Source organism: uncultured Ruminococcus sp. (assembly GCF_934476685.1).
GTDB lineage: Bacteria > Bacillota > Clostridia > Oscillospirales > Ruminococcaceae > Hominimerdicola.
Genome location: NZ_CAKSNX010000006.1, coordinates 32,720 through 51,658, shown reverse-complemented (window position 1 = coordinate 51,658; position 18,939 = coordinate 32,720). Strand labels below are relative to the sequence as shown.

General features: G+C 44.1%; 18 protein-coding genes. 15 read left to right on the top strand and 3 right to left on the bottom strand.

Going from position 1 to position 18,939, the window contains the following annotated elements; all coding sequences use genetic code 11:
• Window positions 1-22 precede the first annotated feature (22 nt).
• The 9 genes from lgt to Q0E19_RS07605 all read left to right on the top strand — a co-directional run bounded on the left by lgt (window position 23) and on the right by Q0E19_RS07605 (window position 8,860).
• Entirely contained in the window at window positions 23-1,297 is a 1,275-nt protein-coding gene (gene lgt, locus Q0E19_RS07645) for a prolipoprotein diacylglyceryl transferase (RefSeq protein WP_294408594.1), read from the top strand.
• A gap of 5 nt (window positions 1,298-1,302) precedes the next feature.
• Window positions 1,303-2,157 (top strand): bifunctional methylenetetrahydrofolate dehydrogenase/methenyltetrahydrofolate cyclohydrolase FolD, encoded by an 855-nt coding sequence (gene folD / locus Q0E19_RS07640; RefSeq protein ID WP_294408593.1) that lies wholly within the window; start codon window positions 1,303-1,305, stop codon window positions 2,155-2,157.
• A gap of 219 nt (window positions 2,158-2,376) precedes the next feature.
• Window positions 2,377-2,643 (top strand): 30S ribosomal protein S15, encoded by a 267-nt coding sequence (rpsO, locus tag Q0E19_RS07635; protein ID WP_294408592.1) that lies wholly within the window; start codon window positions 2,377-2,379, stop codon window positions 2,641-2,643.
• Window positions 2,644-2,811: 168 nt separating this feature from the next.
• On the top strand, window positions 2,812-4,926 hold the full coding sequence (locus Q0E19_RS07630) for a polyribonucleotide nucleotidyltransferase (RefSeq protein ID WP_294408591.1): 2,115 nt from the start codon (window positions 2,812-2,814) through the stop codon (window positions 4,924-4,926).
• A gap of 141 nt (window positions 4,927-5,067) precedes the next feature.
• Entirely contained in the window at window positions 5,068-5,457 is a 390-nt protein-coding gene (locus tag Q0E19_RS07625; protein WP_294408590.1) for a hypothetical protein, read from the top strand.
• Entirely contained in the window at window positions 5,423-7,669 is a 2,247-nt protein-coding gene (locus Q0E19_RS07620) for an ATP-dependent RecD-like DNA helicase (protein WP_294408588.1), read from the top strand. The genes Q0E19_RS07625 and Q0E19_RS07620 overlap by 35 nt, the downstream gene beginning before the upstream one ends.
• Entirely contained in the window at window positions 7,644-8,318 is a 675-nt protein-coding gene (locus Q0E19_RS07615) for a phosphoribosyltransferase family protein (RefSeq protein WP_294408587.1), read from the top strand. The genes Q0E19_RS07620 and Q0E19_RS07615 overlap by 26 nt, the downstream gene beginning before the upstream one ends.
• Window positions 8,319-8,405: 87 nt before the next feature.
• Window positions 8,406-8,603: a hypothetical protein gene (locus Q0E19_RS07610; RefSeq protein ID WP_294408585.1), complete on the top strand. Its 198-nt coding sequence runs from the start codon at window positions 8,406-8,408 to the stop codon at window positions 8,601-8,603.
• Window positions 8,600-8,860, top strand: a complete 261-nt coding sequence (locus Q0E19_RS07605) for a hypothetical protein (protein ID WP_294408584.1) — start codon at window positions 8,600-8,602, stop codon at window positions 8,858-8,860. The genes Q0E19_RS07610 and Q0E19_RS07605 overlap by 4 nt, the downstream gene beginning before the upstream one ends.
• A gap of 15 nt (window positions 8,861-8,875) precedes the next feature.
• Here the strand turns inward: Q0E19_RS07605 and Q0E19_RS07600 are convergent, their stop codons facing one another.
• Window positions 8,876-9,679: a mechanosensitive ion channel family protein gene (locus tag Q0E19_RS07600; RefSeq protein WP_294408582.1), complete on the bottom strand. Its 804-nt coding sequence runs from the start codon at window positions 9,677-9,679 to the stop codon at window positions 8,876-8,878.
• Between the two features lie 244 nt (window positions 9,680-9,923).
• Between Q0E19_RS07600 and Q0E19_RS07595 the strand changes: the two genes are divergently transcribed.
• The 4 genes from Q0E19_RS07595 (at window position 9,924) to rpe (ending at window position 13,044) form a co-directional block, all read left to right on the top strand.
• A complete protein-coding gene (locus tag Q0E19_RS07595) occupies window positions 9,924-10,373 on the top strand; it encodes an OadG family transporter subunit (protein WP_294408581.1) in 450 nt (149 codons plus the stop codon).
• Window positions 10,374-10,414: 41 nt separating this feature from the next.
• Window positions 10,415-11,638: a sodium ion-translocating decarboxylase subunit beta gene (locus tag Q0E19_RS07590; RefSeq protein WP_294408580.1), complete on the top strand. Its 1,224-nt coding sequence runs from the start codon at window positions 10,415-10,417 to the stop codon at window positions 11,636-11,638.
• A gap of 69 nt (window positions 11,639-11,707) precedes the next feature.
• Window positions 11,708-12,292, top strand: a complete 585-nt coding sequence (gene yfbR / locus Q0E19_RS07585; RefSeq protein ID WP_294408579.1) for a 5'-deoxynucleotidase — start codon at window positions 11,708-11,710, stop codon at window positions 12,290-12,292.
• 107 nt (window positions 12,293-12,399) lie between these two features.
• Window positions 12,400-13,044, top strand: a complete 645-nt coding sequence (gene rpe, locus Q0E19_RS07580) for a ribulose-phosphate 3-epimerase (RefSeq protein WP_294408578.1) — start codon at window positions 12,400-12,402, stop codon at window positions 13,042-13,044.
• A gap of 10 nt (window positions 13,045-13,054) precedes the next feature.
• Here the strand turns inward: rpe and Q0E19_RS07575 are convergent, their stop codons facing one another.
• Both Q0E19_RS07575 and Q0E19_RS07570 read right to left on the bottom strand, forming a co-directional pair.
• Window positions 13,055-13,585, bottom strand: a complete 531-nt coding sequence (locus Q0E19_RS07575; RefSeq protein WP_294408577.1) for a hypothetical protein — start codon at window positions 13,583-13,585, stop codon at window positions 13,055-13,057.
• Window positions 13,586-13,656: 71 nt separating this feature from the next.
• A complete protein-coding gene (locus Q0E19_RS07570) occupies window positions 13,657-15,603 on the bottom strand; it encodes an ABC-F family ATP-binding cassette domain-containing protein (RefSeq protein WP_294408576.1) in 1,947 nt (648 codons plus the stop codon).
• Between the two features lie 390 nt (window positions 15,604-15,993).
• On the opposite strand from Q0E19_RS07570, the gene Q0E19_RS07565 reads away from it, so the two are divergent.
• Entirely contained in the window at window positions 15,994-17,889 is a 1,896-nt protein-coding gene (locus Q0E19_RS07565; protein ID WP_294408575.1) for a collagen-binding domain-containing protein, read from the top strand.
• Window positions 17,890-18,116: 227 nt separating this feature from the next.
• Entirely contained in the window at window positions 18,117-18,932 is an 816-nt protein-coding gene (gene speD / locus Q0E19_RS07560) for an adenosylmethionine decarboxylase (RefSeq protein WP_294408573.1), read from the top strand.
• Window positions 18,933-18,939: the final 7 nt, after the last annotated feature.

The window sequence follows — 18,939 nt, the reverse complement described above, 5'->3', positions numbered from 1 at the left end:
CATCTAAGGAGAGAAATTTCAAATGTTTCAACTGACAAGGCTTGCCGCTGTATTTGCCGATACGGCGCAGACAAGGGAAACACTAAAGGCTAACCCCGACAAGGTGTACTTCCCGAATTTCGGCAACGGAGATAATATCCTCAAAGAGGGTATCTCTATCGACAGAGTAATGTTCACTATCCCGGGAACTGATATCCAGATATACTGGTACGGCTTTCTTATCGCCCTCGGCATACTTCTTGCAATGATATACGGATTCCGCAAGATGAAGTCTGTGGGAATAGATCCCGACAGAGCAACTGACGCTGTTATAGGCGGAATAATCGGCGCTATCGTTTGCGCAAGACTTTACTATATCATTTTCAACACAGAGGGAATGAAGCTGACCGAATTTTTCAAGATAAGGGACGGCGGACTTGCTATATACGGCGGAATAATCGGCGCTATCCTTGTGGGCGGCATTATCGCAAAACTGCGCAAGCTTAAACTTATCGCTCTGCTTGATGTAGTCGCACCTTGCTTCCTTATCGGACAGTGCATAGGCAGATGGGGCAACTTTTTCAATCAGGAGGCTTTCGGCACAAATACTGACGCTCCATGGGGAATGATGTCATGGACAACAGCTAACTTTATTGCTAACCACGATATCCTCGATATGGATCAGTTCTCACCTGTACACCCATGTTTCCTTTATGAGTCTATTTGGTGTCTTATCGGATTTATCGGTCTGCACCTTTATTTCAAGCACAGAAAGTTCGACGGAGAGATCTTCCTTATGTATATCGGCTGGTACGGTCTGGGCAGATTTTTCATCGAGGGACTGAGAACGGATTCGCTCTATCTCGGTCAGATAAGAGTTTCACAGCTTGTTGCAGGTGCTTGCGTTGTCGCCTCTATACTGCTCATAATCATATTCAGAAATATGGTAAGACGCAGCGGCAGTTATAAATTCTTCTATGAAACAGAGCTTTCAAAGGCTCAGCTTGCAGAGTATGATTCATACGCTGAGGAGCAGAAGGAAAAGAAAGAGCTTAAAAAGAAGATAAGCGAGGCTAAGTCAAAGGGCGAGAGCTTTGCTGAACTTCAGAAGGAATATGATGAAAAGTTCGGCAAGGACGCTGTAAAGGCGAAAAAAGACGCTCTTAAAAATGCTGAGGAACATGATAAGGTGGAAACCTCAAACGAAGAGTATGAGTCTATCCTTGCGGACGATGAGGAAGAGGACGAGAAGTCTGAAAACTCAGATGAAAATGACAATAAAGAAGATAATGAAGAAAAAACTGACGGAGAGGAATGATAGAAATGGCAAATATCATAGACGGAAAGGCAGTTTCTGCTAAGGTAAAGGAAAATATCAGAGCAGAGGTAGAAAAGCTTAAGGAGCAGGGCGTAGAGATAGGTCTTGCGGTAGTTATCGTAGGCGAAGATCCTGCATCACAGGTGTATGTAAGAAATAAGGAAAAGGCTTGCGAGGCTGTTGGATTTAATTCTTTCAAGTATGCGCTGCCTGCTGAAACAACTGAGGAAGAGCTGCTTGCGCTGGTGGACAAGCTCAACAATGACGACAGAGTTGACGGCATACTTGTTCAGCTGCCGCTGCCAAAGCATCTTGATGACAAGATCATTATAAATAATATCCGCCCCGACAAGGACGTTGACGCTTTCCACCCTGTAAATGTGGGCAAGATAATGATAGGAGATTACAGCTTTCTCCCATGCACCCCTGCGGGAGTAATGGAACTTATTGACTCGACCGGTATCGACGTTGCAGGCAAGGAGTGCGTTGTTATCGGAAGAAGCAATATCGTCGGCAAGCCGCAGGCTATGCTGCTGCTCCACAGAAGCGGTACAGTAACTATCTGCCATTCAAAGACAAAGAACCTCAAAGAAGTTTGTTCAAGAGCGGATATCCTTGTGGCTGCTGTTGGCAGACCTAAAATGATAACAGCCGGCTATATCAAGGAGGGCGCAGTAGTAATCGACGTTGGAATGGACAGAGATGAGAACGGAAAACTCTGCGGCGACGTTGATTTCGAGGACTGCAAGGAAAAAGCAGGCTATATCACACCTGTTCCGGGCGGAGTAGGTCCTATGACTATCGCTATGCTTATGAAGAATACGCTGACAGCAGGAAAGCTGCACCACGGCATAAAGTAATGTAAAATAGAAATGTAAATTTTCTGTTAAGACTATTTTCACCCTATTTACAGAGGATAGGAAAAAGTGTATAATTATAAAGCTGTATTGCGTGTAAGGTAAAGCAGAATGTGCGCATCAGCAAGTATCCCTGCAACAGAATATGGGCTGCGCTCCTTAGTGAGAATAATACCTGCCATATCCTTTTACAGCGGAAATATTTTGAAAGAGGTATGAAAAATGCTTAGAAAAGACGAAAAGACAGCTGTTATCGAAGCTAACAGAACTCATGAAACTGACACAGGATCACCTGAGGTACAGATCGCTATCCTTACAAAGAGAATCAGCGACCTCACAGAGCACCTCAAGGTACACAAGAAGGACAACCACTCAAGAAGCGGTCTGTTCAAGATGATCGGTAAGAGAAGAAATCTTCTTAACTACCTTAAGAAGACAGATATCGAGAGATACAGAGCTACTATCGAGAAGCTGGGTATCCGTAAGTAATTTTGTAAACTACCAAGGCAGAGGCAATTTTTTGCCACTGCCTTTTGGTGTATATTAAAGACTAACGGCGTTTGGTGAAAAGTAATTTAGCATTAAACAGAGTATGCGAAACTCGTGTGTTCTGTTTATTGCTAATGCTTTCACCCGTCAAAGAATTGGAGGATAATTATGTTCGAGAATTACAGAACCTTTGAAACGACTTATGCCGGCAGACCTGTCGTTGTTGAAACAGGAAAGACCTGCGGACTTTCCAACGGCTCATGCTGGGTAAGATATGGTGAAACAGTTGTTATGGCTAACGTTACAGCTTCAAAGAAGCCAAGAGATGGTGTTGATTTCTTCCCGCTCTCAGTTGACTTCGAGGAGAAGATGTATTCAGTAGGCAAAATACCGGGATCTTTCACAAAGAGAGAGGGCAAGGCAAGCGATAAGGCTATACTCGCATCAAGATGCGTTGACAGACCTATCAGACCGCTCTTCCCTAAGGATATGAGAAACGACGTATCAGTTGTTATGACTGTACTCGCTGTTGATCCTGATAACTCACCTGAGATCACAGGCATGATCGCAACTTCTATCGCACTTTCAATTTCAGATATCCCATGGAACGGACCTGTTGCATCTATCAACGTAGGCTACGTTGACGGACAGCTCGTTCTTAACCCTACTCTTGAGCAGAGAGCTAACAACAAGCTCAACCTTACAGTTGCAGGCTCTGCTGAAAAGGTAGTTATGATCGAGGCAGGCGCAGACGAGATCCCTGACGATCTTATGCTCGAAGCTATCAAGACAGGTCACGCAGAGATCAAGAAGATGGTAGCTTTCATCGAGGACATCAAGGCTCAGATCGGTAAGCCTAAGTTTGAGTTCCAGTCTATGGAGATAGATCACGATCTGTTTGATGAGATCGAGGCTATGGTAGGAGAGGACGTTAAGGTCGCTCTCGACACAGACGATAAGAATGTAAGAGATGCAAGACTCCAGCCGATAATCGACGCTGTTCATGAGAAGTATGATGAGCAGTATGCTGACAACACAGCTATGCTGGACGAGGTTCTTTATAAGCTCCAGAAGAAGATAGTAAGAAACTGGCTCTATGACGGAAAGAGAGTTGACGGAAGAGGGATCGACGAGATCAGACCGCTCGCTGCTGAAGTTGGTATGCTCCCAAGAGTTCACGGTTCAGGTATCTTCACAAGAGGACAGACACAGGTAATGACTATCTGTACACTCGGACCTGTTTCCGACGCTCAGAAGCTTGACGGCATTGACGAGGAAACAAGCAAGAGATATATGCACCAGTACAACTTCCCATCATACTCTGTTGGTGAAACAAGACCTTCAAGAGGTCCTGGAAGAAGAGAGATCGGTCACGGCGCACTTGCTGAGAGAGCTCTCGTTCCGGTTATCCCTTCTGTTGAAGATTTCCCATATGCTATCAGATGCGTTTCTGAAGTTCTTTCTTCAAACGGTTCTACTTCACAGGGTTCGATCTGCGGTTCAACACTTGCTCTTATGGACGCAGGCGTTCCGATCAAAGAGCCTGTTGCAGGTATCTCATGCGGTCTTATCACTAAGGAAGACGGCAGCTGGATGACAATGGTAGATATTCAGGGCCTTGAGGACTTCTACGGCGATATGGACTTTAAGGTAGGCGGTACAAAGAACGGTATCACTGCTATTCAGGTTGACATCAAGGTAGACGGTCTTACCTATGATATCATCGCAAGCGCTTTTGAAAAGACAAGAAAAGCAAGAATGTACATTCTTGATGAAATAATGCTCAAGGCAATCCCTGCTCCTCGTGCAGAGGTAAACAAGTGGGCTCCTAAGATGCTCACAACAAAGGTTCCTGTTGACAAGATCAGAGAAGTTATCGGTTCCGGCGGAAAGGTCATTCAGAAGATCTCCGCTGAGTGCGACGTTAAGATCGACATTTCTGAGGACGGAAACGTATTTGTTTCAGGTCTTGACAAGGATAAGGCTGAGCAGGCTATCACAATTATCAACACTATCGCAAACGATCCTGAGATCGGCGCTATTTACAGAGGCAAGGTAGTTAAGATAATGAACTTCGGCGCATTTGTAGAGATCGCTCCAGGCAAGGACGGACTTGTTCACATTTCAAAGCTTGACAAGTCAAGAGTTGAAAAGGTAGAGGACGTTGTAAATGTCGGCGACCAGATCGTTGTAAAGGTAATGGAGATCGACGATCAGGGCAGGATCAATCTTTCAAGAAAAGACGCTCTTGCAGACATCGAGGCAAAGAAGTCCGCAGAATAATATCGTTTTGAATAGCTGACTTATCGGGCGGACTGCAATATGTCCGCCCTTTTTGTCATATTTGTCTTAAAAATATAATTACGGTGACATTAACGCAGTTTTCTGCATAATATAAGGCAGAAATTTGCGGAGGTGACATCAATGATCGGAATAATAATTGCGGCTGTCCTTTGTATGCTGAGCGTAGTGTTCTATGCTTTGAAAAAGCATATGACGGACTCATGCAGGGGAGTAAAGAACGGGTATGTTATCGTTCCTTGCACGGCGGACACAAAGGATCTCGAAAAGACCGTAAAGGCTTTCTATTGGGAAGAGGTCTTTGAGAGCGAGGAACTTGGCAGGGAAATACTTATCGTTCATATGGAGAAAAACGAGAACTATTACACGGCGAGAATGCTGGAGCAGGAATATTCTATCGTAAAAGCAGTGGATATTTCCGAGCTGACGGAATATCTTAAAAAGAAAGAGCTTAGTTGCTATAATCGGAGAGAGTTTAATGGGAAAACTGGAAAAAATTCAGGGCGAGGTTGACAGTATTGTCTTTAAAAATGAAGATACGGGCTTCTGCGTGCTGATGCTCAACAGCGATAACGACCTTATAACGGTGGTCGGCGAAATGGGCGACGTGGAGGAGGGCGAAGAGCTTGTGCTGACGGGGGAGTATACCACTCACCGCAAGTTCGGCGAGCAGTTCAAGGTTTCGGTCTTTGAACGCTCACTGCCCACCACCTCAGCCGCTATACAGCGTTATCTTTCCAGTGGTGCTATATCGGGCATAGGTCCTATACTGGCAAGACGTATGGTGAAGATGTTCGGCGACATGACTCTTGAAGTTATCGAAAATGATCCCGACCAGCTGCTTGAAATAGACGGCATAACCAAAAAGAAAGCAGAGAAGATGCAGAAGGAGTTCAAGACGACTTTTGCCGTCCGTTCGCTGCTTGTGTATCTCAGTCAGTTCGAGATACCTACTTCTTACAGCATAAAGGCTTGGAAACGCTGGGGCGACTGTGCGGAAAATATCATAAAGTCAAACCCCTATACCCTGTGCGGAAATGAGATAGATATACCTTTCTCAAAAGCTGACGAGATAGCCGAAAAACAGGATATCCCTAAAGACAGCGAGAACAGGATAAGCGCAGGAATAGCCTGTATCCTGCGGCAGAACGGTGACGCAGGTCATACTTGTCTGCCTGAGGAGGCACTCAGGAATATGGCTGTGAAATTTCTCGGCATAAGCGCAGAGCTTTTTGACAAGGTGCTTGAAAGCGAGATAGCTGAGGAAAATCTCTTTCGGTATATGAAACAGCAAAGACCGTATATAATGCTCCGTGACTACTACAAGGCGGAGGAATATATTGCAAGACGTCTTGAAATAATGCGTTCCATAAGCTATAACAATAATATAGACTTCTCAGACGTTATCGACATTGAAGAGGAAACAAACGGCATACATTATGAAAAGATACAGCGTCAGGCAATAAATCTTGCGCTTTCAAAGGGTTTCCTTGTTATGACAGGCGGACCGGGAACGGGAAAGACGACTACGCTCAATGCCATAATCTCACTTTACCGTCAGCAGGGATTGGAAGTAATGATAGCCGCCCCAACAGGACGTGCGGCAAAGCGTATATCCGATCTTACCGGATATGACGCAAAAACTATCCACAGACTTCTTGAGGTGCAGTATACAAGCGGCGATACGCTGAAATTTGTGCATGATGAAAATAATCTGCTTGACTGCGACGCTTTGGTGGTGGACGAGATGTCAATGGTGGATTCATGCCTGTTTGAAGCACTGCTGAGAGCCATAAGCGTTACCTGCAAGCTGGTACTTGTGGGGGACAGCGATCAGCTGCCGTCGGTGGGAGCAGGAAATGTGCTGAAAGATATTATCGACAGCGGAGTTATGTCGGTGGTGACGCTGAAAGAGATTTTCCGACAGGCTCAGGAGTCTGATATAGTTATGAACGCTCATAAGATCGTCAGCGGTGAGCATATAGACCTTAAGAAAAAGGATAAGGATTTCTTTTTCTTTCAGCGGCTGGATTTTGAAGGTTTGCAGTCGCTTGTGGTGGAGCTGTGCAGGGAAAGACTGCCTAAGGCATACGGCTTTTCGCCCATAGAAAATATACAGGTGCTTTCGCCGACAAGAAAAGGTCCGGCAGGAACGATGGAGCTTAACCGCAGACTTCAGGAGGAGCTTAACCCTAAAGCGGCAGGAAAATCCGAGATAAAAACACCAAAATACATATACCGCTGCGGCGACAAGGTAATGCAGACGAAAAATGATTACGAGATACTTTGGAAAAAGCAGCTGGACGATGAAAACACCGAGAGCGGCACAGGCATATTCAATGGCGATATCGGCATAATAATCAACGTCAACAAAATATTGAAATCCGTTACCATAGATTTTGAGGGCAGAGTTGCGGTCTATACGGAGCAGATGCTTGAAAATCTGGAGCTTGCTTATGCGGTAACTGTGCATAAAAGTCAGGGTTCGGAATTTGATGTGGTCATATTAACTGTGTTTGGTGGATATGATAAGCTTTATTACAGAAATCTGCTTTACACCGCTGTTACAAGGGCAAAGAAGATGCTTATTATAGTCGGTTCGCAGAAGCGTGTGGACTTTATGATTGACAACAACAGGCGTACTCTAAGATACACTGCGCTGAAAAATATGCTTATGGAGAATGCGGAGGGCGACGACAGTGGTCAGCAGACGTTCAAGCTATAAGTATCTCATAGATATTATCCTGCCGAACAGATGTCCTGTCTGTTCAAAAGTCATAAAATGGGACAAGCTTGTCTGTGAAAAATGCATAGACACACTTCCGCTGGCGGAACTGAACAAAAGCGGTGCAGAGGAATGTGAAATGACATATTCTGCATTCGTTTATAAGGACAAGGTAAAGGATCTGATATACAGCCTTAAATATTCGGGCGCATCGGGGAATTTTGCGGAGTACAGCGCTATGCTTACGGCAGGATATATGAAAATTGACGGAGTGGCAGATAAGATAGATATTGTTACGGCTGTGCCTATGCATATATCCAAAAAGCGTTTAAGGGGCGGAGATCAGGCTGAACTGCTGGCAAAGCTCACAGCGGATATACTCGGCAAGCCTGCTGATCTGCATTTGCTGAAACGTACAAGGGACAAGACGGAACAGCATATGCTTTCTGCACGGGAACGTAAGCAGCACGCAGATATGGTCTACATAAAAAATCCAAAGCATGGCAGGATAGACGGAAAAACTGTACTTATCTGTGATGATGTTATCACAACAGGTTCTACAATGAATGCCTGCGCAAGACTGCTTAAAGAAATGGGTGCGGCGGCTGTATATGGCTGTTCTGCGGCGAAAACCGATCATGATGAATAAATATGTTATCCAAGGGAAAAATAAAAAGGCGGTGCGCTGAAATGCACTGCCTTTGTTTTTTGAAAAATCATATTTGGAGGTCGGAGTATGCCGAAAGATCTTACGGTCAATGAATTTAATGGGATAAGAAGTCTTGTCAATGCTGAAAATCAACTGTTTTACAGACTAAAAGAGGGCGAAAAGCAGGCTAAAGAGCCTCATCTGCGGGAAGAACTGCAAAAGCTTTCCGCTGCGGTGAGCAATCATAAACAGGCTCTTATGGAGCTGACGGAGGTGTCTGAATGAACAGCGATCTTGCCATTATAAAAGGTCTTAGGGACGCTCAGCGGTTCACTGCCGCCGAATATGCAAGGGTTTACTGCGAATGTGCAGGGGAGAACAGCGGTGAAAATATCAGAGCAGTCCTCGACGGACATCTCAGACTTGCCGAAAAGCTTGCAGAACTTGAAGGTCTGTACAAGCTGACAGATGATACAAAATATGCTGCAAAGTCCGACATAATAAAATTCAGAGAAAGTCAGGAAAACTGCGATAAAGCGTAGAATGAGTATGCATAGTCATTGCGCAGAGGGGAGATGTACGTCAAGCTGATTGAACGGAATGGTTATTCCGTTTGCGTCGAACTGCTCCTTGACCTCTTCAATAAACTTAAAGCGCATATCCCAGTATTGCTCGGTCGGTACCCACACACGCAGCAGAAGTATAATTGCGCTGTCCTGATGTTCGCACATTGCTATAAGAGGTTCGTTCGGTTCGTGAAGTATGCGGTCGTCTGCCGTAATTACGTTTCTGATGATATCCATTGCCTTGTGGTGGTCGTCGCTGTAACTTATGGAAAATTTCAGCTCCAGCCGCCTTTTCTCCTCAGCTGTCAGGTTCACTATGGTAGCTTTTGAAACTGTGCCGTTAGGTATCATTACAGCCTTGTTTTCAATGGTCAGAAGTCTTGTGTAGAGAATGGAGATCATATCCACTGTACCCTCTTCGCCGTTTATGGAGATGTAATCTCCGCACTTGAAAGGCTTTGAAAAGAGTATGATAAATCCGCCTGCGACATTTGAAAGGCTGTCCTGAAGTGCAAGACCGATAGCAAGTCCTGCCGTACCGATAGCCGTTACGATAGAGGTCATAGGCACTTTCAGCACAGTGAGAGCCATTACCGCAATTATAATTGTTAACGTAACACGGACAACTGACATCAGAAATTTATGTATCGTCGTGTCAACGTGCTTTAAAGTCAGCCCCTTTGTCATAAGCTTTAATGTGAGCTTTGTCACAAAGTAGCCTGCAATAAGTATTATCGCCGCCCCGACAAGGGAGGGTATCATGTTTTCAATATAATTTAAAAATCTTTCAATCATAGCTTTACTCCTGAAAAAAATGTATGATAACACTAATATTATACCACAATAAGTCAAAAAAGCAACCCGTCCGCCGGTGCAATTTATATGAATTTCACAATTTATAAATGGTAACAAAAAATAATGTGTAACTTCGGACAATTTTGTGAAAAAAAAGTGATAAAAGTACTTGTAATTTCTGCGGGATTGGTGTATAATTATACTTAAGTTTGATTATATTAATATTTCGGTAAGGAGTAATTTTATGGGCTATTCACTATTATCTTCAGCACAAATCCTTGCTAACGGCAGCACAATCGATCCTAATAAAGTTGACCTCGACGCAGGTACGGTCGCTTCTGTTGTTATCACAGGTATATCTGTTGTATTTATTGGATTGATAATTCTGATCCTTCTCGTAACAGTCTACGGAAAAATATTTGAAGCTATCAATAAACGTTCGGACGCCAAAGCCGCAGCGGCTGCAGCTGCAAAGGCAGCAGAAGTTAAAAAGGCTGAACCTGCTCCGGCAGCACCTGCACCTGTTGTAGAAAGCGGCATCGAAGAGGAAACCGTTGCAGTAATTATGGCAGCTATTTCCGCTATGAGCGCAGGCACAGGCAAGAAAATGGTCCTTAGAAGCGTTAAAACTGCAAAGCCGCAGAGATCGGCATGGTCTTCAGCAGGCATTATAGAGAATACAAGACCGTTTTAATCAATTTTGCAATTTTATCGTGAAAGGAATGTGGTTGATTCATGACAATTATTAATTCGTTTTTGGATACAATGAGTGCTCTTGCATCTGAATCCGGTTTCGCCGGACTGTTTGCAGGGGACGGATGGAAAAATATCATTATGATACTTGTTTCATTCCTGTTTATGTATCTGGCAATAGCAAAGGGTTTTGAACCTCTGCTGCTGCTCCCTATCTCATTCGGTATGCTTCTTACAAACCTTCCTGGCGCAGGTCTTTATCACCCTGAGTTCTGGGAATATGTTGATAACCCTGAATATGAACACTTTATAGATTATAAGCGTGTCTTAGAAGAAGGCGGCTTGTTGGATATACTGTATATGGGCGTTAAGTTGCAGTTGTATCCGCCTCTGATATTCCTTGGCATCGGCGCTATGACCGACTTCGGTCCGCTGATCGCAAGCCCTAGAAGCTTCCTCCTCGGTGCTGCTGCACAGGGCGGTATCTTCTTCACATTCGTCGGCGCAGCCGTTCTCGGACTCAGCGCAGCAGACTGTGCGTCTATCGCTATCATCGGCGGTGCAGACGGCCCGACATCTATCTTCGTTTCATCAAGACTTCTTACTTCTGAAAGCAGCAACAACGTAGGTACTATCGCACTTGCGGCTTATACATACATGGCTCTCGTGCCTATCATTCAGCCGCCTATCATGAAGCTGCTCACAACAAAGAAAGAGCGTTCAGTAGTTATGGGTCAGCTCAGACAGGTATCAAGACTTGAAAAGCTTATCTTCCCTGTACTCGTAACACTCGTTATTGCACTTATGATCCCATCTGCTGCTCCGCTGGTAGGTATGCTGATGTTCGGTAACCTCCTTAAGGAAAGCGGCGCTTGCGACAGACTTGTAAAGACTGCTCAGAATGAGCTTATGAATATCATCACTATCTTCCTCGGCGTATCTGTTGGTGCTACTACACAGGCAGACAAGGTCCTCAGCATTGACTTCGCTAAGGTTATGATCCTTGGTGTTATCGCATTTGGTCTTGGTACAGCCTGCGGTGTTCTTATCGGTAAGGTAATGTACATCGTATCAGGCGGAAAGATCAATCCGCTTATCGGTTCAGCAGGTGTATCTGCCGTTCCTATGGCTGCCCGTATCTCACAGAAGGTTGGTCAGGAAGAAGTTCCTACGAACTACCTCCTTATGCACGCTATGGGTCCTAACGTAGCAGGTGTTATCGGTTCTGCCGTTGCAGCCGGTGTACTGTTAGCTATTGTTAAATAGTTTGTTGTAAAATCAAATAAATCAGCGGATATGTTAAAGCATATCCGCTTTTTTGTAAGGAGAATTATTATGAAAGAAAGTAAATTTTTTGCTGTCGTTTCACGAATGAAATATATTAACCGCTGGTCGCTTATGAGAAATACCATTACCGAAAATATCAGCGAACATTCCCTCGAAACGGCTTTTATTGCTCATGCCCTTGCACTTATCAGAAACAAGCGTTTCGGCGGAAATGTTGATCCTGAGCGCTGCGCTTTGCTTGCAATGTACCATGATACTACTGAGATAATCACTGGCGACCTGCCGACACCTGTTAAATATTACAACTCGGATATAAAGGGCGCATATGATGAGATAGAAAAAAAGGCAGAGAATACTCTGCTTTCATATCTGCCCGACGATCTCCGTGAGTATTATGAGCCGCTGCTTTCACCCACTGAAAAGGAAAAGGAACTTTGGCAGCTGGTGAAAGGTGCGGACAAGCTGTCTGCCCTTATAAAGTGTATTGAGGAAAGAAAAATGGGCAATGCTGACTTTCTCTCAGCTGAAAAGTCTACGCTTAAAGCCGTGCAGAAAATGGATATCCCTGAGGTCAAGGTGTTTCTTGATGAATTTATTCCTGCATATGGTTTAACACTTGATGAACAGGCTTAAAACTCTCTTGACATTGGAATAGTAATGTTGTATAATTAACAAGTATTAAAATTTTCAGCAGAACTGTTCCGCTATGGTAAGTCTGCATTAGTAACAGGAGGATAATTTTGGATACATTGATTTCCGCATCGCTTCTCGGCTGCGATCTTTCTGACATCGCTCAGGAGCTGAAAAATATTCAGCAGGCAGGTACAGACTGGCTGCATTATGACGTTATGGACGGTGTGTTTGTGCCGAATATCAGCTTTGGTGAACCTGTGCTGAAAAAGATCAAAAAGCATATCAGTGTGCCTGTTGATACACATCTTATGATTATTGATCCTATAAGGTATATAGACAACTATGCCGACTGCGGTTCGGATATCATCACTTTTCATATAGAGGCGGCGGAAGATCCGCAGGCTGTTATTGACAAGATACATTCAAGAGGTCTGAAAGCAGGCATTTCCGTAAAGCCAGCCACACCTGCGTCGGCAGTAGAACCTTATCTCGAAAGCGTTGATATGGTGCTTGTTATGACCGTTGAACCTGGTTTCGGCGGACAGTCTTTCATGACCGAAACTGTTGACAAGATCAAGGAAGTAAGGGAGCTTATCACTAAAAGCGGCAGGGATATTTTCCTGCAGGTAGACGGCGGAATAAACGGCGAAACTGCCGCTGTGTGCCGCAATGCAGGGGCAAACGTTCTTGTTTCGGGGTCATATGCTTTCAGCGCAGCTGATAAAAAGGCTGCCATTGACTCGCTGAGATAAGTGAGATATATCAGATCTGAAATATTTTTTCTAAAGGAGTATCGGAAAGCTTTTTTCCGTACTCCTTTATTTTTGCGGCGAAAATGGTGGAAAATGTACAGCGGCGAAGTTCTTTTTTTGAAGATATGGTCGATCTTGCGTAGCGGAAATTTACTATAAGATAATATTTGTCCATAAAACTGTACAGTTCACAGCTTTGTATCCTGTCGGTATAGCTGCGCAGTGTGTTTTTGCAGAACTCTGTCAACTGACTGCTGCCTGCAAACTCATAGGTGCAGTATGTATGGGCCTTGCCCTCTGGATTTTCAGAAACCGGAGAGAGCCGTATGATGATAAATTCTTCCGTCCTTGAAACTGTCACAGCAATATCTTCGGAAAGTTCAGTAAGATCCAGCCTGCTCAGCGCTGAAATAAGCCCTGCTATAAATATCTGCGCCGACAGGGAGTTCTTTTCAAGGTCAGAAATGCTTATCCCTGTCGAATCAAGCTCTTCGTAGCTTAAAATTATTTTTATTCCGCTGTCCGTTTTGGTTATCTTCAAAAAAATCCCTCCATTGCAGTAAATGTCTGAGTTTATACTCTCATTATACTCACATTGGAGGGATTGTGTTATTATAGGGAGTCTGAAAGCTCTGCCCACTCGTCCATTTTTTCATCAAGGGCAGTTCTCGCCTCTTCAAGCGCATGACATTTTTCGCTCATCAGACCATAGTTTGCGGCGACCTCAGGGTCGGCTATCTCATTTTCAAGGTCGAATATCAGCACCTCAGTGTCCTCTATCTCCTTTTCAAGCTCTCTTATGCGGTTGCGTTTTTTCGCTGCCTCCGCACGCTGTTCTTTGGAGCGGTACTGCTTGATCTTATTTTCCTTGTATTCTTCAAGCTGCTGCGCCTTTTTACGCTCTGCCTCAGCTTCTTCCTTGGCTTTTTCGGCGGCGTTTACAGCCTGAGCATATGCGTCAAAGTTGCCGTCATAGCTTGTGACGGAGTCCTTCTTAACTTCGATTATCCTGCTTGCCACCTTGTTGAGCAGATATCTGTCGTGGGAAACCAGTATGATCGTTCCCTGAAATTCTGCAAGTGCGTCCTCCAGAACTTCCTTTGTGTTGAGGTCAAGGTGGTTGGTCGGCTCGTCAAGCACAAGCACATTTCCTCTTGTGTATGCCATTATCGCAAAACACAGCTTTGCACGTTCGCCGCCGCTGAGTACAGATATCTGCTTGAAAACATCTTCTCCCGAAAGCAGCACAGCACCTAAAGCTTTCCTTGCCTCGGCTTCGGTCATTCTCGGAAAACGGCTGAGCATTTCATCAAGCACGGTGTTTCGTGGATTGAGGATATTATGCTCCTGCTCAAAATAGGATATTTTTACATTGTTTCCCCATATGATATTGCCCGACTCGTGGGGGATAATGCCCTGTATAAGTTTCAGCACAGAGGTCTTTCCTATGCCGTTTGCGCCAATTATAGCGGCGTGTTCGCCCCTGCGGATATGAAGGTTAAGGTCGGATATGAGCGTCTTTTTCTCATCACCGCTGCCTACCACAAGAGGGCAGTCGATAACTCTGACGATATCCTTTGTCGGCTCGATATCATATTCCAGCTCGATCTTCGGCGGTTTCTGGAACATAAGCGGCTTGTCCACTATCTCAATGCGGTCAAGCATATGCTGCCTTGACTTTGCCATTTTTGCGGTGGAGGCTCTCGTCTTGTTGCGGACGATGTAGTCCTCCAGCTTTTCGATCTCTTTCTGCTGAGCCTCCCATTCCTTGAGCTGCCTTTCGGAGTTCATTTTTTTCTGCACGAGAAAGGCGGAATAGTCGCCCTTGTATGAAGTCAGCCTGCCAAGTTCGATCTCGCATATCCTTGTACAGACCTTATCGAGAAAATATCTGTCGTGGGAAACGATGAGGATAGAGCCTTTATAGCCTTTGAGGTAATCCTCCAGCCACATAAGGGTGGTGAAATCAAGGTGGTTGGTCGGCTCGTCAAGAATAAGCAGGTCGGGTTCTTCCAGCAGCAGTTTTGCCAGTGCAAGACGTGTTTTTTCACCGCCAGACAGCGTTGAGATAACTCTGTCAACAGGAGTTTCGCCGAACCCCATACCGTTGAGAACCTGCTTTATCTTTACATCTATACGATAGCCGTCCCTTGATTCAAAATATGATGAAAGCTCGGCATATTCACCGCTGACCATTTCAAGGTCACTGCCTGTAAGGGTGGTCATACGCTCTTCAAGTTTTTTCATTCTGTTCTGAACGTCCAGCAGTTCGGAAAAAGCCTTGTGAAGTTCCTCGTCGATAGTTGAATCGCTGTCAAGACCGCTGTTCTGTCTTAAAAAGCCTATAACAGCGCCGGAAGAGATGTTGACCGATCCGTCACCCTCAGGAGTGCGGTCGAAACCCTCTCTGCCGGTGATGATGTTCAGCAGCGTGGATTTTCCGCAGCCGTTCACACCTATAAGACCGATAGTTTCACGGTTTTCTATGGTAAGATTTATATCTTTCAGCAGCGGTTCGCCGCCGAAATATTTATAAACGTGTTCAATATTTACCAGCATTGATATTCTCCTTGCGTTAATGTAAGTATCATTTTAATTATACACTTTTTTATGAATAATTGCAAGGGCAAAAGAATTAAAAATAAAATTTGCCGATCATTGTTCTAAATGCAGGCTAAGATAGGTACATATGTTTTATTATTACAGTAACAGTAGATTAATGTAGATTTATTTAGGCTAATGATATTTAGTTAATTAAGTTAGAAAACTTAAACAATAAACAAGTTAAAAGTAAATGTTCATATTGTAATATATACCTATTTTTGCTTAAATATATTGACTATTACTTGTACTGATGCTATAATTACAGTTGAAAATTAATATATGTAATTATATTAAAACTAATATCCAAGTATTGAGAGATTAATTTAAGAAGGAGTTTGGGTTAATATGAAAATGAACGCTAAAAGATCAGCCGCAGCAGTAACAGCACTTATGGTATCGGCAAGCGCAGCTGCAATTTATGTTTCAGCAAACAGTGTAGAGTATTCAAAGCCATATACTATTGAAAATGCTCTCAGCGATTTTCAGTATTTTGTAAAAGGCGACCTCACCGGCGGCGGTCCGACAGGCGGCGGACATACTGTCGGAGCTATTGCAGTCGGCGGAGTAATGAACAAGACCAACACTTTCGGCGACGGACAGGTAAACCCTTCATATATTTATGATATCGAAACTGCTAACTTCGGTTCGGGAAAATATTATGAGGGAAATAAGACCGTATATTATGGCGTGAACAATTCTGAGGAAGAACTTCCCGACAATTTCAAGCAGAACAACAACTACATAGATATGGATCAGGCATTTGAAAGCATCTGTCAGGAGTCACTTGATATTGCGAATACATCAGCTTATGTCTGTACCGAAGCTGACCTCGTTCCTTTTGCAGACTGGGCGCAGGATACAAATCAGCTCAATATCGACGTTACAAAGGGCAGCATAAATATCCCTTGGACAGTATATGAGCAGACAGATATCATAAACCTTGTTTTTGATGATGTTGAATATTTCAAGGAAAATCCTGTTTACATTTCTGTTTCAGACGTTCCCGAGGACGTTAATTTCAGCATTTCATTCAACTACGGCATAAGCGGAAAGAACGGCAGAGCATATGTGCGCTGGAACGGTGAGTTCTGCGACAACTATATCATGCAGAATTTAGAGGGCGGAACAAACGGCAATCAGATCAATCTTGAAGGCTTTAAGCTTGTATGGAACGTACCAGACGCAAAGAGCGCAAGCATTGCCGCACTCGGCGGTCATTTTGTTGCTCCGAACGCAAATGTCAGCATAGATGACAGCGGCAGACTTGAAGGCGGCGTTATTGCAAGAAATATGAATGACGGCGGCGCTCAGGCTCACTACTTCCCATTCAGTACACCGACAATTTCTGATCCGATAGATGATGACAGCTCATCACAGGCAGACCCTTCTTCCGATATTGAAAGCTCTTCTGCGGCAGATCCTTCATCAGCAGAAAGTTCATCATCAATGGCTGAATCTTCAGCAGCAGATACATCTTCTGACGCTGAAAGTTCCTCAGATACAGATACTTCAAGAATAGACGACAGCACATCAAAGTCGGACAACTCTTCTACCGCAGATTCATCATCACAGGCTGATAGCTCATCAGACACAGATTCGTCCTCACAGGCGGACAGCTCATCAGACATAGACTCATCTTCACAGGCGGACAGTTCATCAGACACAGATTCATCCTCACAGGCAGACAGTTCATCAGATACAGATTCTTCCTCAGAGGCAGACAGTTCATCAGACACAGATTCATCTTCAGAGGCAGATAGTTCATCAGACATAGACTCATCTTCACAGGTGGACAGCTCATCAGACATAGACTCATCTTCACAGGCGGACAGTTCATCAGATACAGATTCTTCCTCAGAGGCAGATAGTTCATCAGACACAGATTCTTCCTCAGAGGCTGATAGTTCATCAGACACAGATTCTTCCTCGCAGGCAGACAGTTCATCAGATACAGATTCATCATCACAGGCAGATAGTTCATCAGACACAGACTCTTCCTCAAATACAGACAGCTCGGATAGCAGCAGCGAGTCTTCCGGCATAGTTGAAAATGACGGCGGAAAGAATTCTTCCAATGCGTCTTCAAACAATAACTCACAGAAAGTAAGCTCAGTATCTTCTGCTTCTGTAAAGTCAGCAAATACTCTTGCTAACCCGTCAACAGGCGCAGGTGCAGCAACTGGCGCAGCTATGCTGGCTGCCGCAGCGGCACTTGTTATCTCACGCAAGAATAAAAAGTAATTTTTAAATGTATATATTTGTTCTTAAACGTCCTGCGGCAGAAATGCTGCGGGACATTTTTTTGTAAAACCGTGTGCAAATTTGTAAAAAAAGTGCGCAAAACTATATACTTTTGAGTTAAGATGTGCTATAATAAATTCAAGTCTATAATTTTGCCTTTTTGCTTTTCGGAGGTGCTTCAATGAAAGGCAGAACTGCGTATCGACTATACTTTCCTGAAAGGTTGGGTGATGTTAGGGTTGGAGCAAAAGCTTTCTTTGTACGGATTTAATAATCTGACAAAAACCCTGAGTTTTAACATTTATGATGTTTGCTATGCTAAAGGAGAACGTGAACAGAAAGGCTATATAGCCTATATCGACGAACAGTATAATTCGGAAAGACTGACAAAAATTCTTTGCGATGTCACGGAAATGATAGGAGCGAGAGTGCTTAATATTTCCAAACAGGACTACGAACCGCAGGGAGCTTCCGTTAATGTGCTTATTGCGGAAAAGGAACTTGATGAGGAATCAATAGATCCTTCCTGCAATCAGGGACAGCTGCCGAATACACCTGAAATAATACACGCACATCTTGATAAGAGCCATGTTACGGTACACACATTCCCCGAATACCACCCTGATAATTCTATCTCGACTTTCAGAGTGGATATCGACGTTTCCACCTGCGGAACGATATCGCCGCTTAATGCGCTGAACTATCTTATCGCAAGCTTTGATTCTGACATAATCACCATAGATTACAGGGTAAGAGGCTTTACAAGAGATGTTCTCGGCAAGAAATTTTTTATAGATCATAAGATCACTTCTATACAGGATTATATAGATAAAGCAACTCTCACAAAATATGACGCTACCGATGTGAACGTTTATCAGTCCAATATTTTTCACACTAAACTGCTCATAAAGGAGATAGATCTCCAGAACTATCTTTTCAGAAAGGACGTTTACGAGCTTACTCCGAAACAGCGTCTTGACATTTCGGACAGCTTAAGACGTGAGATGATAGAGATATACAGCGGTATGAACGTTTACGAATAGGCAAAGG